Annotated in this window: 14 protein-coding genes; 11 read left to right on the top strand and 3 right to left on the bottom strand. The window is 68.4% G+C overall.

Annotated features, from left to right (window positions below):
• Positions 1-11 precede the first annotated feature (11 nt).
• The 5 genes from AC4OR5_RS00210 (at position 12) to AC4OR5_RS00190 (ending at position 4702) form a co-directional block, all read left to right on the top strand.
• Positions 12-1391 carry a 3-carboxy-cis,cis-muconate cycloisomerase gene (locus AC4OR5_RS00210; RefSeq protein WP_058159908.1) on the top strand — a complete coding sequence of 460 codons (1380 nt, stop codon included), beginning with the start codon at positions 12-14 and terminating at the stop codon, positions 1389-1391.
• Positions 1392-1405: 14 nt separating this feature from the next.
• Complete coding sequence (gene pcaD, locus AC4OR5_RS00205) at positions 1406-2197, top strand: 3-oxoadipate enol-lactonase (RefSeq protein WP_058159909.1); 792 nt, start codon at positions 1406-1408, stop codon at positions 2195-2197.
• A 10-nt stretch (positions 2198-2207) separates the two neighbouring features.
• Positions 2208-2609, top strand: a complete 402-nt coding sequence (gene pcaC, locus AC4OR5_RS00200; protein WP_003084072.1) for a 4-carboxymuconolactone decarboxylase — start codon at positions 2208-2210, stop codon at positions 2607-2609.
• Positions 2610-2736: 127 nt separating this feature from the next.
• The gene (locus tag AC4OR5_RS00195) at positions 2737-3678 is read left to right on the top strand and encodes a LysR family transcriptional regulator (protein WP_003084073.1); all 942 of its coding nucleotides are present in this window, start codon (positions 2737-2739) and stop codon (positions 3676-3678) included.
• 190 nt (positions 3679-3868) lie between these two features.
• A complete protein-coding gene (locus AC4OR5_RS00190; protein WP_058159910.1) occupies positions 3869-4702 on the top strand; it encodes a hypothetical protein in 834 nt (277 codons plus the stop codon).
• A gap of 442 nt (positions 4703-5144) precedes the next feature.
• Here the strand turns inward: AC4OR5_RS00190 and pcaK are convergent, their stop codons facing one another.
• A complete protein-coding gene (gene pcaK / locus AC4OR5_RS00185; RefSeq protein WP_003101875.1) occupies positions 5145-6491 on the bottom strand; it encodes a 4-hydroxybenzoate transporter PcaK in 1347 nt (448 codons plus the stop codon).
• 305 nt (positions 6492-6796) lie between these two features.
• On the opposite strand from pcaK, the gene AC4OR5_RS00180 reads away from it, so the two are divergent.
• The 4 genes from AC4OR5_RS00180 to AC4OR5_RS00165 all read left to right on the top strand — a co-directional run bounded on the left by AC4OR5_RS00180 (position 6797) and on the right by AC4OR5_RS00165 (position 10729).
• On the top strand, positions 6797-7576 hold the full coding sequence (locus tag AC4OR5_RS00180) for an IclR family transcriptional regulator (RefSeq protein WP_003101874.1): 780 nt from the start codon (positions 6797-6799) through the stop codon (positions 7574-7576).
• 243 nt (positions 7577-7819) lie between these two features.
• Positions 7820-8863 (top strand): Gfo/Idh/MocA family protein, encoded by a 1044-nt coding sequence (locus AC4OR5_RS00175; protein ID WP_071536210.1) that lies wholly within the window; start codon positions 7820-7822, stop codon positions 8861-8863.
• Between the two features lie 22 nt (positions 8864-8885).
• Positions 8886-9701: a sugar phosphate isomerase/epimerase family protein gene (locus AC4OR5_RS00170; RefSeq protein ID WP_003101868.1), complete on the top strand. Its 816-nt coding sequence runs from the start codon at positions 8886-8888 to the stop codon at positions 9699-9701.
• A gap of 149 nt (positions 9702-9850) precedes the next feature.
• Positions 9851-10729 (top strand): DMT family transporter, encoded by an 879-nt coding sequence (locus tag AC4OR5_RS00165; protein ID WP_003121656.1) that lies wholly within the window; start codon positions 9851-9853, stop codon positions 10727-10729.
• Between the two features lie 25 nt (positions 10730-10754).
• Here AC4OR5_RS00165 and AC4OR5_RS00160 read toward each other — a convergent pair whose 3' ends face one another.
• Both AC4OR5_RS00160 and AC4OR5_RS00155 read right to left on the bottom strand, forming a co-directional pair.
• Entirely contained in the window at positions 10755-12020 is a 1266-nt protein-coding gene (locus AC4OR5_RS00160) for an OprD family porin (protein WP_023107574.1), read from the bottom strand.
• Between the two features lie 65 nt (positions 12021-12085).
• The gene (locus tag AC4OR5_RS00155) at positions 12086-13411 is read right to left on the bottom strand and encodes an MFS transporter (protein ID WP_003118619.1); all 1326 of its coding nucleotides are present in this window, start codon (positions 13409-13411) and stop codon (positions 12086-12088) included.
• Between the two features lie 546 nt (positions 13412-13957).
• On the opposite strand from AC4OR5_RS00155, the gene quiC reads away from it, so the two are divergent.
• Together quiC and AC4OR5_RS00145 are read left to right on the top strand one after the other, a co-directional pair.
• On the top strand, positions 13958-15862 hold the full coding sequence (gene quiC, locus AC4OR5_RS00150) for a 3-dehydroshikimate dehydratase QuiC (protein WP_058160823.1): 1905 nt from the start codon (positions 13958-13960) through the stop codon (positions 15860-15862).
• Between the two features lie 92 nt (positions 15863-15954).
• Entirely contained in the window at positions 15955-16623 is a 669-nt protein-coding gene (locus AC4OR5_RS00145; protein ID WP_003133062.1) for a TetR/AcrR family transcriptional regulator, read from the top strand.
• The last annotated feature ends 29 nt before the right edge of the window (positions 16624-16652 follow it).

The raw sequence follows: 16652 nt of genomic DNA, 5'->3' as shown, positions 1-16652 counted from the left end.
AAGGAAAACCGATGAGCGACGTACCCGCCAACCAGTTGTTCGATGCCTATTTCACGGCGGCGCCGATGCGCGCGGTGTTCTCCGACCGCGGCCGCCTGCAAGGCATGCTCGACTTCGAGGCCGCCCTGGCTCGCGCCGAGGCGCGCACCGGGGTGGTTCCCGCGACGGCGGTGGCGCCGATCGAGTCGGCCTGCCGCGCCGAACTGTACGACCCGCTGGCGCTGGCCGAGGCGGTCGCCACTGCCGGCAACTCGGCGATCCCGCTGGTCAAGGCGCTGGGCCGCCAGGTGGCGGCTGGCGACGCCGAGGCCGAGCGCTACGTGCATCTCGGCGCCACCAGCCAGGACGCCATGGACAGCGGCCTGGTGCTGCAACTGCGCCGTGCGCTGGCCTTGCTCGAGCAGGATCTGCAACGTCTTGCCGAGGTCCTGGCGGACCAGGCCGAACGGCATGCCGACACGCCGCTGGCCGGGCGCACCTGGTTGCAGCACGCCACCCCGGTGACCCTGGGCATGAAGCTCGCCGGCCTGCTCGGCGCCTTGACCCGGCACCGCCAGCGCCTGCGCGAGTTGCGCCCGCGCCTGCTGGTGCTGCAATTCGGCGGCGCCTCGGGGACGCTCGCCGCGCTCGGCGAACAGGCCCTGCCGGTGGCCGCGGCGCTGGCCGAGGAGCTGGGCCTGGCTTTGCCCGAACAACCCTGGCACACCCAGCGTGACCGCCTGGTGGAGTTCGCCAGCGTGCTCGGCCTGGTGGCCGGTAGCCTCGGCAAGTTCGGTCGCGATGTCAGCCTGCTGATGCAGACCGAGGCCGGCGAGGTCTTCGAGCCGGCCGGCGCCGGGCGCGGCGGTTCCTCGACCATGCCGCACAAGCGCAACCCGGTGAGCAGCGCGGTGCTGATCGCCGCCGCCACCCGTGCGCCGGGGCTGGTCTCGACCCTGTTCGCGGCGATGCCGCAGGAACACGAGCGCAGTCTCGGTCTCTGGCACGCCGAGTGGGAAACCCTGCCGGAACTCTGTTGCCTGGTTTCCGGCGCGCTGCAACAGGCGATCGGCCTGCTCGAAGGCCTGGAGGTGGACGCCCAGCGGATGCGCCGCAACCTTGGCCTGACCCACGGCCTGGTGCTCGCCGAGGCGGTGAGCATCGCCCTGGCCCGCCGTATCGGCCGCGAAGCCGCGCATCACCTGGTGGAACAGTGCTGCCGCCGCGCCGTCGAGCAGCGCCGCGAGTTGCGCGCGGTGCTCGGCGAAGAGGCGCGAGTGAGCGCCGAGTTGTCCGGCGACGAACTGGACCGCCTGCTCGATCCCGCCCATTACCTCGGCCAGGCCCGCGCCTGGGTCGAGCGCGCGCTCGCCGAACACCATGCCCTGGGCTTCGCCCCCCATCCCGCCTGACTGGAGATCCCTTCGTGCCAACCGTACGCCTCGCCGACGGCGACCTGAACTACTCCCTGGAAGGACCGGCCGGCGCGCCGGTCCTGCTGTTGTCAAACTCGCTGGGCACCGACCTGGGCATGTGGGACACGCAGATCCCCGCACTCACCGCCCACTTCCGCGTGCTGCGCTACGACACCCGCGGCCACGGCGCCTCGCTGGTCACCCCCGGACCGTACGCCATCGGCCAGCTCGGCGCCGACGTGCTTGCCCTGCTCGATGCCCTCGACCTGCCGCGCGTGCATTTCTGCGGGCTATCCATGGGCGGCCTGATCGGTCAGTGGCTGGGCATCCACGCCGGCGAGCGGCTCGGCCGGCTGGTGCTGTGCAATACTGCGGCGAAGATCGCCAGCGACGAGGTCTGGAACACCCGCATCGATACCGTCCTGAAAGGCGGCGAGCAGGCCATGCGCGACCTGCGCGACGCCTCGGTGGCGCGCTGGTTCACCGCGGGCTTCGCCGAGCGCGAACCGGCGCAGGTCGAGCGCATCGTCGCGATGCTCGCGGCCACCTCGCCGCAGGGCTACGCGGCCAACTGCGCTGCGGTACGCGACGCCGACTTCCGCGAGCAGCTCGGGCTGGTCCAGGCGCCGACGCTGATCGTCGCCGGCAGCCACGATGCCGTGACCACTCCGGACAACGCCCGCTTCATGCAGGCGCGCATCGCCGACGCGCAGTTGGTCGAGTTCGCCGCCGCGCACCTGTCCAACGTCGAAGCGGGCGACGCCTTCAGCCGCCACCTGGTCGATTTCCTGCTGTCCGCCTGAGGAGCCGCCGATGGACGAGAAACAACGCTACGAAGCCGGCATGCAAGTGCGCCGCGCGGTGCTCGGCGACGCCCATGTCGAGCGCAGCCTGGCCAACCTGACGCCGTTCAACGAAGAGTTCCAGGAGATGATCACCCGCCACGCCTGGGGCGACATCTGGACCCGTCCGGGGCTGCCGCGACACACCCGCAGCCTGGTCACCATCGCCATGCTGATCGGCATGAACCGCAACGAGGAACTCAAGCTGCATCTGCGCGCGGCGAAGAACAACGGGGTGAGCCGCGACGAGATCAAGGAAGTGATCATGCAGAGCGCCATCTACTGCGGCATTCCCGCGGCCAACGCGACCTTCCACCTGGCCGAATCGGTGTGGGACGAGCTTGGCGTGGAGTCGCAGCAGGCGTCCCGGTAGGCCGCCGGGCGGGGCTATCGGTAGGGCGAATGGCGTCGCAGGCGTTATCCGCCGAGGCGGCGCTTCCCCTTGCCATTCGCCGGCGTTTCCCGGAAGGTCGACAGCTCCGTCATCCCTTCGGTCCGCCATGAGCCGCAAGCTGCATATCCACGCGCCCGCGATCCACTACTTCGACATGGTGCGCCGCTGCCATTCGATCCGCGAAGCCGCGCGACGCCTGAACGTCGCCTCGTCGGCGGTGAACCGGCAGATCCTCAAGCTGGAGGACGAGATCGGCGCGCCGCTGTTCGACCGCCTGCCCGGCGGCCTGCGCCTGACCGGAGCCGGGGAGATCTTCGCGCGCCACGTCACCGTGGTCCTGCAGGACATGGAGCGCGTGCGTTCCGAACTGGACGCGCTGCAAGGCCTGCGCACCGGCCATGTGGAGATCGCCACCATCGAGGCGGTGACCAGCGATCTGCTGCCCTGCGTGCTCAAGGCGATGCGCGAACGCTACCCGGACATCACCGTCGGCGTCACCCTACTCGGTTCCCAGGCGATACCCGAGGCGGTGAGCAGCGGCGCGGTCGACCTCGGCCTGGCCTTCGCCCTGCCGCGCAGCGCCGACCTGCAACAGGTCAGCGTCGGCCATTTCCGCCTCGGTGCCATCGTCTCCCCGCAGCACCCGTTGGCGCGACACCAGGCCATCGCCTTCGCCGATTGCGTCGAACATGGCCTGATCATGGCCAAGAGCGAGCTGTCCATCCATCACCTGCTGGCGCCGCTCCAGCGCCGTTTGCGCGAACCGCGCCGGGCGGTGCTGGAGAGCAGCTCCCTGGAGCTGTCGCGACAACTGGCGCGGCGCGGGCTCGGCGTCGCCTTCCAGACCCGCCTGGGGATCGAGGCCGACATCGCCCAGGGCGAGCTGCGCTTCCTGCCGCTGAAAGACAATGGCGGCATCCACAGCGACCTCGGCCTCTACGTGCGCACCGGCCGCTACCTGCCGGTGGCGGTGGACGCCCTGGCCCGGCAGATCGCCGAGGAAGTGCGCCTGCGCGAGCGCGAGGAAGCGCGCCTGAACGAGGCCTGAGCGGCGCTCGCGCCGATGCCAGACGGCTTGCCCGAGCTTGCTCGTTCGCTGATGCCGTTTCGGCATCGGTATGTTCGATATTCTGTTCTTTGGTCAGCGCGGCGAAGTGCCGATACTGCCCCGCGACCCCGGCGCGAAACCGGGGGCTGAGTCGCCACAAGAACAACAAGCAACCAGCAGGACACACAGCATGAAGAAGATGATGCAGGGCGCCGCCGCCCTGATCGCGCTCGTCGGCGCCGGGGAGAGCATGGCGCTGGAATGGATGAGCAACAGCGTCGGTTTCCGCTACGGCCAGCAATTCACCAACCCGAACAACCCGGACAAGTTCGCCAAGCGCATCTACAGCTTCACCCACGCCGACGGCTATCGCTACGGCAGCAATTTCTTCAATCTCGATGTGTTCCTTTCCGACAGCCGCGACCCGCGCAAGGGCACCGACCACGGTGGCAGCGAGGTCTATGCGGTCTACCGCCACCAGCTCTACGCCTCGCGGGTGTTCGACCGGCCGCTGGGCACCGGCCTGGTCAAGGACTACGCCTTCACCCTGGGCTTCGACGCCAGCCGCAACAACAACCTGGCTTCGGCCAAGAAGCGCGCCCTGGTGTTCGGCCCGACCCTCAAGTTCAACGGTCCCGGCGTGCTCGACCTGAGCCTGCTCTACTACCGCGAGAAGAACCACTTCGGCGTGCCCGGCGCGCGCCATCCCAACCACACCTTCGACACCACCTACATGCTCAACCTGACCTGGATGCGGCCGTTCAAGGTCGGCAACCGTGCGGCGAAGTTCCAGGGCTTCGTCAACTACGTGGGAGAGAAGGGCGAGGACTACAACGACAAGGACACCGCGGCGGAAACCCTGGTCCGCACCGCCCTGATGGTCGCCGCCCTGCCAGGCGACAAGCGCCAGCCGAACCTGTGGCTCGGCGTCGGCTACGAGTATTGGCACAACAAGTTCGGCGTCGACGGCGGCACCGGCAGCCGAACCTCGACGCCGACGTTGAACATGGAATTCACCTTCTGAGGCGATGCGCCGCCGCCCTACGCGATGCCGCCAACCCTGGGGTGGGGCGGATAACGCCACCGGCGTTATCCGCCGATACACCGACGCCCGGCGGCGGATAACCGCGAGCGGTTATGCGCCCTACGCGATGCCCACCCCTGGGGTAGGGCGAATAACGCCACCGGCGTTATCCGCCGATACACCGAAGCCCGGCGGCGGATAACCGCAAGCGGTTATGCGCCCTACGCGATGTCGCAGCCCTGGGGTGGGGCGAATAACGCCACCGGCGTTATCCGCCGATACACCGAAACCGGACGGCGGATAACCGCAAGCGGTTATGCGCCCTACGCGATGCCCACCCCTGGGGTAGGGCGAATAACGCCACCGGCGTTATCCGCCGATACACCGAAGCCCGGCGGCGGATAACCGCAAGCGGTTATGCGTCCTACGCGATGGGGCAGTTTCACCCCGCATCCGCGTGACTGACCAACCCCTTCAGCAGCACCGCGGCGGTGGCCAGTGCAGCCGGCAGCACCAGGGCGGTCAGCACCTGTTCGAAGTTCCAGCCCAGGCCCAGCAAGGTGGCGCCGATCCAGGCGCCGAGGATGGCGCCGAAGCGGCCGATACCGAGCATCCAGGAGACCCCCGTGGCCCGCCCCTGGGTCGGATAGAAGCGCGCCGCCAGCGACGGCATCGCCGACTGCGCGCCGTTGATGCACATGCCGGCCAGCAGCACCAGGGTCGCCAGCAGGGTGACCTGGCCGAGGCTCTGGCCGACGCACCAGGCGAACACCCCCGCCAGCAGGTAGAACAGGCCGATCACCTTGTGCGGGTTGAAGCGATCCATCGCCCAGCCCACCGCTACGGCGCTGAGCACCCCGCCGAACTGGAACAGCGCGCCGATGAACGCCGCCTGCTCCAGGCTCGCCCCGCTATCGCGCATCAGGGTCGGCAGCCAGCTGGTGAGCAGGTAGACGATCACCAGGCCCATGAAGTAGGTCAGCCAGAGCAGCAGGGTGCCGGCGCTGTAGGTACCGGAAAAGATCACCGCGAACACGTTGCGAGCCTGCACCGTCTGCTGCTCGGGGACGTGGAAACTCCGTGCCAGCGCCACCTGCGCCGGGGCGATGGGGGCCAGCACCTGGCGTACCCGCTCGCTGCCGCGGTTGCGGACCACCAGGTAGCGCGCCGATTCCGGCAGGCGGAACAGCAGGACTACCGCCAGGACCAGCGGTAGCAGGCCGCCGAGCAGCAGCAGGCTGTGCCAGCCGAACAGCGGGATCAGCTTCGCCGAGACGAATCCGCCGCAGGCCATGCCCAGGTTGAAGCCACAGAACATGCTGGTCACCAACAGCGACTTGAGGCGCTCGGGGGTGTATTCGGAAAGCAGGGTGGTGGCGTTGGGCATCGCCGCGCCGAGGCCGAGGCCGGTGAGGAAGCGCAGCGCCAGCAGTTGCTCGACGTTGGTGCTGTAGGCCGAGGCCAGGCTGAACAGGCCGAAGAGGAAGACCGCCGCGACCAATACCAGCTTGCGTCCGTAGCGGTCGGCCAGCGGTCCGGAGCCGAGGGCGCCGAAGACCATGCCGATCAGCGCGGCGCTCATTACCGGACCGAGGCTGGCGCGGTCGATGCCCCAGTCCTGGGTCAGCGCCGGCGCGATGAAGCCCATCGCGGCGGTGTCGAGGCCATCGAGGAAGACGATCAGGAAGCACAGCAGGACGATCCGCCATTGGTACGGCGAAAGCGGCTGGGCATTGATGAAGGCTTGCACGTCGAGTCGTTCGACGGCGGGCAGGCTGGGGCTGTTCATGGGACGGGTTCCGCGGCGAGAGTGAGGGCGTGGGACGAGGGTCGGACGCGTGGCTCAGGTGCAGGCGGCGGAAGGCAAGGCGTGCTGCGGCATGTCGGGATTCCCCTGTTGTTTTTGTAGCGGAGGCGCTCGGCCTGCCGGGGTGCAGACACATTACGGAGGGCCATGGGGAGTGGCAATCCGATAATCGTTTATCGGTTCGCTGATCGAACGGAACCCTGTGAAATCTCGACCTTCGCCAGGCTGTGAAAATCCGGAACCAGATTCTAGAATCCTGCCTTCCCTCGACTCAGGAACGTCCTTCCATGGCCGGTAGCCTCATCGAACGCGCCCTCGGCTTGCTCGAACTCCTCGCCAGCGATGCCCGCGGCCTGCCCCTGCAACAACTGGCGGACCGCCTGGATATCCCCAAGAGCGCCGCGCACCGCATGCTCGCCGAGCTGATCCGGCTCGGCTACGTGCGCCAGGACGACGACACCAGCCGCTACCGCCTCAGCACCCGCCTGGCCGCGCTGGGCTTCCGCTTCCTCGCGTCCAGCGGGGTGGTCGATCTGGTCCAGCCGGTGCTCGACGGGCTCGCCCGGGAGACCGGCGAACTGGTGCGCCTGGGGGTGATCGAAGGCGATCGCCAGACCTGGATCGCCAAGTCCCAGGGCGCCACCTCCGGGCTACGCTACGACCCCGACATGGGGCGCGAGGCGCCGCTGTTCTACACCGCATCCGGGCACGCCTGGCTGGCCAGCCTGAGTGACAAGGCGGCGCTGGCGCTGGTGGAGCGCCAGGGCGTAGGGGCGGCGCGGGACTTCGGTCCCAACGCGCCGCGCTCCAGGAGCGAGCTGCTGCGTTACCTGAAGCGCGCCCGCGAGCACGGCTATGCCTGGCAGATCGAATGCTCGGCGCCGGGCATGGCGGCAATGGCCGCACTGGTGCGCCACCCCGAGGACGGACGGGCTCTCGGCGTGCTCAGCGTGGCCGGGCCGAGCGCACGCTTCGGCGAGGCGCGCATGCACGAACTGGCGCCCCTGCTCCTGGCCGCGGCGCAGGACCTCTCCCACGCCAGCCAGGCGTCCGAGCTGTTCCGCTGAGCCATCCGGCCCGGCCCCAGTCCTTTCCCGACATCGGCGTTCGAATAGCGAACGCTTTCTTGCCTGCCACGGAGCCCGCATGCAGCGGGCCTTTCCGCACTTCCATGGAGGTCCTGGCGGCGCTGCCGTCTCGAAGCGCTCTTGCGCGGGGCCAACTCCTCGTTCAAATAATCTCCTTCGTTAAATCTGGAACGACGTTCTGGAATCCAGAGACGAACAAGAAAACAACGATTGGGGACCGCCTTGGACGCACCGCTTCGCATCGCCCTCATCGGCGCCGGCAACATGGGCCGCCAGCATTACCATCGCTTGCAGCGAATCGCCGGCGCGCGCCTGTGTGCGGTGGCCGATCCCCAGGGCCAGGCGTTCGCCGCGGACGCCGGCGTGCCCTGGTTCGGCGATCATCGGAGGTTACTGGAAGAAGCCCGGCCGCAAGCGGCGATCGTCGCCAATCCGAACAACCTGCATGTCGCCACCGCCCTCGACTGCCTCGCCGCCGGGGTGCCGCTGCTGCTGGAAAAACCGGTCGGCGTGCAGCTCGACGAAGTGAGCGAGCTGGTGGCCGTCGTCCGGCGATCTGGCGTTCCGCTGCTGGTCGGTCACCATCGTCGGCACAATCCGCTGGTCGTGCGGGCGCGCCAATTGATCGCCGAGGGCGCGCTCGGTCGGTTGCTGTCGGTCACCGCGCTCTGGCAGTTGAAGAAGCCCGACAGTTATTTCGAGGTGGCCTGGCGTCGCGAGCCCGGCGCGGGAATGTTGCTGACCAACCTGATCCATGACCTCGACCTGCTCCGCCACCTGTGCGGGGAAGTGCGGGAGGTGCAGGCGCTGGCCGGCAACGCTATCCGTGGCCTGCCCAACGAAGACAACGTCGCGCTGCTCCTGCGCTTCGCCAATGGCGCCCTGGGCAGCCTGACCGGTTGCGACGCTGCGGCGGCGCCCTGGAGCTGGGAGCTGGCCGCCGGGGAGAACCCGGTCTATCCGCGCCAGGCCGAGCAACCCTGCTACCTGCTGGCCGGCACCGAGGGTGCCCTGAGCCTGCCCCAGCTCCGCCGCTGGCGCTACGCCGAGGCCCGGCAGGGCTGGCACGACCCGCTGGCGGCCAGCGAGGAGGCCGTGGCTGCAGGCGATCCCCTGCAACGCCAGCTAGAGCACTTCGTCCGGGTCGCGCGGGGCGAGGAAGCGCCATTGATGGATGCCACCGACGCCGCTCGCACCCTGGCGCTGGTCGAGGCGGTTCGCGAGGCTGCGCGCAGTGGCCGGGCCTGCGCGCCGGCCAGTTTCTGAACCGCTGACGATGAGGTAGTGCATGGAATCGAGGATTCTTTCCCTGGCGGCGCTCACCGTGCTCGAGCTGTCGCCCCCGGACATGGTCGAGGCTGCCGCCCGCGCCGGCTACAGTCATGTCGGCCTGCGCCTGGTGCCGGCCACCGTGGAAGAGCACCACTATCCGCTGCTGGCCGATGCCGGCCTGCGCCGGCGGACCCTGGCGCGGCTGCGCGACAGCGGAGTGCGCACGCTGGACGTGGAGATCCTGCGCCTGCGTCCGGACACCCGCGTCGGCGAGTTCGCCGCGGTGCTGGAGGTCGGCGCCGAGTTCGGCGCGCGCTATGTGCTGGTGGCCGGCAACGATGACGACGAGCGGCGCAGCGCGGACAATTTCGCCGCGTTGTGCGACCTGGCGCGGCCGCTCGGCCTCGACCCGCACCTGGAGTTCATGCCCTGGACCGGGATCCGCGACCTGCGGCAGGCCGCGCGGGTGGTCGAGGCGGCGGCGCGGGACAACGCCGGCCTGTTGCTGGACGCCTTCCATTTCGACCGCTCGGCCAGCAGCCTGGAAGACCTGCGGGCGATCCCGCCTGCGCGCCTGGGCTACGCGCAACTCTGCGATGTCGTCGGGCCGCGTCCGACGTCGATGGACGAAATCCTTCGCCAGGCCCGCGAGGAACGGCGTTTCCCTGGCGATGGCGGGCTCGATCTGCTGGCGCTGCTGCGCGCCCTGCCGGAGAACCTGCCGCTGAGCCTGGAGGTGCCCGCGCTGGATTTGCTCGCGCGCGGCGTGGATGGCACGGAACGGGCGCGGCTGGCGATCGAGCGGACCCGGGCGCTGCTCGCCCGCCTGTAGCGCCACCGCGCAGGCAGGTTGCCCGTTTGCATAATGGAACGGGGTTCTATAGTTTCCAAACGTTGAAGCCGATCGTTTCTTTCCTCGATGGCGGGTACCGTCAGAATAAATAGCCTGCTATCGATTTGCCCTGGTGCCCGGACCCTCCGATGAACGCATCCACCTCCCCGCTGCCCGCCAGCGACCAGACCCTGCGCGGCATCCTGCTGATCTGTGCCGCGGTGTTCCTGTTCGCCAGCCACGACGGGTTGTCCAAGTTCCTTTCCGGTTTCTACCCGATCGTCATGGTGGTCTGGGCCCGCTACCTGGTGCACACCCTGCTGATGGTCGCCGTGTTCGTGCCGCGCAACGGCCTCGCGGTGATCCGCACCCGCCGTCCGCTCATGCAGTTGGCGCGGGCGCTGTGCCTGATCGGCACCAGCCTGTTCTTCACCACCGGCCTGCGCTACCTGCCCTTGGCCGAGGCGACCGCGGTGAACTTCCTGGCGCCGCTGCTGGTGACCGCGTTATCCGTGCCGTTGCTGAAGGAGAAGGTCAGCCTCGGTCAATGGCTGGCGGTGCTCACCGGCTTCATCGGCGTGCTCTTCATCGTGCGTCCCGGTGGCGCGCTGTTCACCCCGGCGGCGTTGTTCCCGCTCGGCTCGGCGCTGTGCTTCGGGCTCTACCAGCTGCTCACGCGGATGCTCGCCAACAGCGACAGCCCGACCACCAGCAACTTCCTCGCCGGCATCTTCAACACGCTCATCATGAGCCTGCTGGTGCCGTTCTTCTGGCAGACCCCAAGTCTTCTCCACGGCCTGATGATGATCGCCCTGGGCGGTTGCGGCATGGGCGGCCACCTGCTGCTGACCCAGGCCTTCCGCCATGCGCCGCCGGCGACCCTGGCGCCGTTCAGCTATGGCCAGATCATCTTCGCCGGCCTGCTCGGCCTGCTGGTGTTCGGCCACGTGCCGGACGCCTGGGCGCTGCTCGGCATCCTCGTCATCTGCGCCAGCGGCCTGGTGGTCGCCTGGCGCCGTGGTCGCTGAACGCAACGGGGTCGGCGCGTAGGCTTCACAACAGGCTCAGCGGATAGCTGACGATCAGCCGGTTCTCGTCGAAGCGGGTATTGCTGCCCCAGTCGCGGCGCTGGCTGGAGTTGCGCCAGCGGACGTTGAGACGCTTGAAGGCGCCGCTCTGCAGCGTGTAGCCCAGCTCGCTCTCGCGTCCCCATTCGCTGCCGTCGTCGGTGACTCCGGCCAGGCGCACATGGTCGCCATGCAGGTAGCGGGTCATGAAGGTCAGGCCGGGTAGGCCGAGGCCAACGAAGTCGAAGTCGTAGCGCAGTTGCCAGGAGCGCTCGCCGGGATTGTCGTAGCTGGCGTTGTAGCTGTCGTTGGCCAGGGTTCCGCCGCTGGTGCCGTTGACCCGCATCCAGCCGTCGTCGCCACTGACCTTCTGCAGGCCGAGATAGAGGGTATGCAGCCCGTAGCGCGCGGAGAACAGCGCGGAAACGGTGCGGTTATCGAGCTTGCCGGCGCGCGCGCTGCCAGCGTCGCGGCCACGGAAGCCGCCGAGGTTGGCGCCCAGCAGCCAGTCGCCGAGCGGCTGGCTGTGTTGCAGTTGCAGGTACTGTTGGCGGTAGATGTCCTTCAGCTCGGCGTTCCACAGGCCGAGCAGGGTGCGTTCGCCATTGAAGCGATATTCGCCGCCGGCGAAATCGAAGCGGTCGGAAGTGGCGGCTGGCCGGCCGAACAGCGACATGTCCTGCATGCTTGCGTCGTTGCGCGGGCTGTTGCCGCGGAACTGGCCGGCGTAGAGGGTCAGGCCGGCGATCTCGTTGGCGCTGAGCTGGCCGCCACGGAAGGTCTGCGGCAGCGAGCGGCCATCGTCGGAGCGGAGGATCGGCAGCACCGGCATCCATTCGCCGATCTTCAGTTCGCTGTTCGACACGCGCAGCTTGCCGGCCACCGCCAGGCGTCCGAAGTCGTCGGCCGGGCGGCCGTCGTCGTGAATCGGCAGCAGTTGGGTGCCGGCCGTTCCCTTGCCGCCATCCAGCTTCAGGCTGTAGAGGCCGAGGACATCGAGGCCGAAGCCGACGCTGCCCTGGGTGAAGCCGGAGCGGGCGTCGAGGATGAAGCTCTGCGTCCACTCCTCGGCCTTGCCCTGGCTGGCATCGCCGACGAAGTTGCGGTGCAGGTGGAAATTGCGCGCGGTGAGGCTGGCCTTGGCATCTTCGAGGAAACCTTGCCCGGCATGGACGTGCCCGGCATGGACTGGCAGGCCGGCGCCCAGGCAGAGGGAAGCGCAGAGCGCGCGGACGTGGCTCGGGTGCGACATGGGAGTGTCCCTTCGTTCTTGTTCTCTAGGCAGGGAGGCGCCCGGCGAGCGCCGGGCGCTTGGACTCAGGCTTCGATCCGGCGCGGGGCCATGAAGTACAGCCAGGTCAGGGCGATGAAGTACATCGCCGGGATCATGGTGAAAAGCACCGCGTAGTTGTTGTTCGTCGCGGTCAGTACGCCGCCGACGATCTGGGTCATGAACATCCCGCCCAGCGCCGCGCACATGCCGCCGAAGCCGAACACCGTGCTCATCAGGTGCTTGGGCGTGTAGTCCATCACCAGGCTCCAGATGTTCGCCGTCCACGCCTGGTGTGCGCCGACCGCCAGGGCGATGGCCAGCACGGCGATCCACAGGCCGCTGGCGTTGGCGGCGAACACCACGCCGACGATGGTGCAGGCGAACAGCAGCATCGACAGCAGGCGCGCGCGGATCGCCGGCATGCCGCGGCCGATCAGCCAGGACGAAAGGATGCCGCCGCCGACGCTGCCGAAGTCGGCGGTCAACCAGATCAGGATCAGCGGGATACCCATCTGCGTCACGCTGATGCCCAGGCCGTACTGCTGGTTGAGGAACGGCGGCAGCCAGTAGAGGTAGAACCAGAACACCGGCGCGGTGATCGAGTAGGCCAGGGCGAAGGCCCAGGTGCCGCGGCGGCGGAGAATCTGCGAGAAGGGCACGCGGGTGGCGGGCGGCTCCTCCTGCTGCTGGATGTATTCCAGCTCGCTCTGCTTCACCCGCGGATGCTCCTCGGGGTTGTAGTAGTTGCGCCACCAGAACACCAGCCAGACCAGGCCCAGCGCCGACATGCAGAGGAACGCCGCCTGCCAGCCCCAGACGCTGAGGATCAGCGGCAACAGGGCCGGGGTGACCATCGCGCCGACATTGGTGCCGGCGTTGAAGATGCCGGTGGCCACCGCCCGTTCCCCGGCGGGGAACCACAGGCGGGTGGTCTTCACGCAGGCCGGGTAGTTGGCCGCCTCGGTCAGGCCGAGGATGAAGCGACAGACCATGAAGCCCGCCGCCGAGGTCGCCAGGCCGTGGGCGCCGGTGGCCAGGCTCCAGAGCAGCACGGCGAGGAAGAACGCGCGCTTGACCCCGACCTTGTCGATGAAGCGGCCCTGGAGGATGAAGCCGATGGCGTAGCCGACCTGGAACCAGAAGTTGATGTTGGCGTAGTCCATCGCCGTCCAGCTCATCTTCTCGGCCAGGATCGGCTGCATCACGCCGAGGGCGGCGCGATCGATGTAGTTCAGGGTGGTGGCGAAGAACACCAGGGCGAGCATGCCCCAGCGCGTCCGGCCGACGGCGAAGGCGTTGCGGATCCTGCCGCCGCGGGATTCCCGCGGGGCGTCGGCGGCGAGCAGTCGAGAGCTGGAAGAGTGGATCATTGACGGGGCCATCCTTTCGGCGGCCGGCGCCTGGGCGCCCGGCCTGGATTTGTCGTTCTGGGTTGCACGCGGGCGGGCCAGGGGCCGCGCCGGTGTCAGCGGGCCAGGGGCGGTCGGGCCGGGCGAGCGGCGAGCGGACGGGATGGAGGGCGGACGGAGAGGTCGGCGATGGACATGAGCGGGTACCCGATTCTTGAAATTGTTATGTCGCGTGGGTTGCGCAGGTGCCCGGGGAAGAAGCGCGGAGCGCTTCCGGCAGATCGGGACGGCCTGCACGGGTGGCTGCGATGGTGCGCGATTGGTCGAAAAAGCGTCAATTCGATAATCGTGCTTCCGTTCGATATTCGAACGGAATACTAACTGGTTCGTACATTTTGCGTTGCCCGTCAGTTGGCGCAAACCAATAATCGGCTTGCCGGGCGAGCGGTCTCAGCGACCCGAAGTGGCTTCCCGGCGCATCCCGCGCGGGCTATCCGCGCCTCCGCCGTTCCGCCGCCGGCCCTCGCGCGGCGCCAGGCGCCGTAGGGCGCATTGAGGAGTCGAAGCATGCAGCGTTCGATCGCCACCGTATCCCTGAGCGGCACCCTGCCGGAAAAGCTCGAGGCCATCGCCGCCGCCGGTTTCGACGGGGTGGAAATCTTCGAGAACGACCTGCTTCATTACGACGGCAGCCCGCGCGACGTACGCCGGCTGTGTGCCGACCTGGGCCTGGAGATCCTGCTGTTCCAGCCGTTCCGCGACTTCGAGGGCTGCCGCCGGGAACGCCTGGGGCGAAACCTGGAGCGCGCCGAACGCAAGTTCGACCTGATGCAGGAACTCGGCACCGACCTGGTGCTGGTGTGCAGCAACGTCGCTGCCGATGCCCTCGGCGAACCGGCGCTGCTGGCCGATGACCTCCGGCTGCTGGCCGAGCGCGCCGCCGTCCGCGGCCTGCGCATCGGCTACGAGGCGCTGGCCTGGGGGCGCCAGGTGAACACCTGGGAGCAGGCCTGGGACCTGGTGCGGCGGGCCGACCAGGCTAACCTCGGGCTGATCCTCGACAGCTTCCATACCCTTTCGCTGGACGGCGATCCGCGCGGCATCGCCGATCTTCCCGGGGAAAAGATCTTCTTCGTGCAAGTGGCCGACGCGCCCTTGCTGGCAATGGACGTGCTGGAATGGAGCCGGCACTTCCGCAGCTTCCCGGGTCAGGGCGGCTTCGACCTGGCAGGCTTCCTCGCGCCGGTCGTCGCGTCCGGCTATCGCGGTCCGCTGTCGCTGGAGGTCTTCAACGACGGCTTCCGCGCCGCGCCGACCCGCGCCAACGCCGTCGACGGCCTGCGCTCGCTGCTCTACCTCGAGGAGAAGACCCGCGAGCGCCTGCAACGGCAGACGCCGCACGTGGCGGTGGACGAGCTGTTCGCGCCGCCGCCGGCGAGCCTCTGCGACGGCATCGAGTTCCTCGAGTTCGCCGTCGACGAGACGCTCGGCGCGCGCCTTGGCCAGTGGTTGCAGCGACTGGGCTTCGCCAGGGCCGGCGAGCACCGTTCGAAGAACGTCAGCCTGCTGCGCCAGGGCGGCATCAACCTGGTACTGAACGCCGAACCCTATTCCTTCGCCCACGGTTTCTTCGAGGCCCACGGACCGTCCTTGTGCGCCACCGCGCTGCGCGTGCGTGACGCCGACCAGGCGCTGGAGCGCGCTCGTGCGTACGGAGGCCAGCCGTACCGCGGACTGCTCGGCCCCAACGAGCGGGAAATCCCGGCGGTGCGCGCCCTCGACGGCAGCCTGCTGTATCTGGTCGACCGGCACACTGAGGGCCGCAGCATCTACGACAGCGACTTCGTGACGAACGACGCCGACACCTCCGGCCTCGGCCTGCGACGCGTCGACCACGTGGCCCTGGCGCTGCCCGCCGAAGGCCTGGACAGCTGGGTGCTGTTCTACAAGAGCCTGTTCGACTTCGGTGCCGATGACGAGGTGGTGCTGCCCGATCCCTATGGCCTGGTCACCAGTCGCGCCGTGCGTAGCCCCTGCGGCAGCGTGCGCCTGCCGCTGAACATTTCCGAGGACCGCAACACCGCCATCGCCCGTTCGCTGTCCAGCTATCGCGGTTCCGGCGTGCACCACATCGCCTTCGATTGCGCCGGCATCTTCGCCGCCGTGGCCCAGGCCAAGGAGGCCGGGGTCGCACTGCTGGAAATCCCGCTGAACTATTACGACGACCTCGCCGCGCGCTTCGACTTCGACGACGAGTTCCTCAGCGAACTGGCCTACTACAACGTCCTCTACGACCGCGACGCCCAGGGCGGCGAGCTGTTCCATGTGTTCACCGAGCCGTTCGAGGAGCGCTTCTTCTTCGAGATCCTCCAGCGCCGCCACGGCTACGCCGGCTACGGCGCGGCCAACGTGCCGGTGCGCCTGGCGGCGATGGCGCAAGCGCGGCGGGGTGTGCGCCGGGTCAAGCTGTGAGAATCGTCGGGGCTCCGGCAGGTGCTCTTCCTACAGCCGGGCGGGCCCCGCATAATCGGCCGCAATTCCCGCCGGCCACGAGTGAGTCACCGATGTCCAAGCCTGATCCCGCCCTCGTGGAGGAATCCGCTCCGCGCGGCAAGGGACGCAAGAACAATCCCGAGAAGACCCGCCAGGACATCCTCCGCGCCGCCATCGACGAGTTCGTCGCCCAGGGCCTCTCGGGTGCGCGGGTCGACGCCATCGCCGAGCGCACGCATACCTCGAAGCGGATGATCTATTACTACTTCGGCAGCAAGGAGCAGCTCTACCAGGCCGTGCTGGAGAAGCTCTACAGCGACATCCGCGGTATCGAGGGCACCCTGCGGCTGGGCGCGCTGCCGCCGGCCAAGGCGATGGAGAAGCTGGTGGAGTTCAGCTTCGACTACCACGACCGGCACGTGGATTTCGTGCGCATCATCAGCATCGAGAACATCCACAAGGGCGAGCACATCGCCAGCAGCGAGCTGGTGCAGAGCGTCAACAGCTCGATCGTCCAGAGCATCGCCGAGATTCTCCGCCGCGGCGAAGCGGAAGGGGTGTTCCGCGCCGGGTTGGAGGCGCTCGACGTGCACATGCTGATCAGTTCGTTCTGCTTCTACCGGGTGTCCAATCGCTACACCGTGTCGCGGATCTTCCGCACCGACCTGCACGACGCCGAGGTTCGCCAGCGGCATCGGCGGATGATCGGCGAGGCGGTATTGCGCTACATCCGTGCCTGACTGCCGTCCCCTCTCCCCTTGGTGGGAGA

The sequence above is a fragment of the Pseudomonas sp. YA1 genome (assembly GCF_058680555.1).
This window is presented reverse-complemented; position numbering and strand designations above follow the sequence as displayed.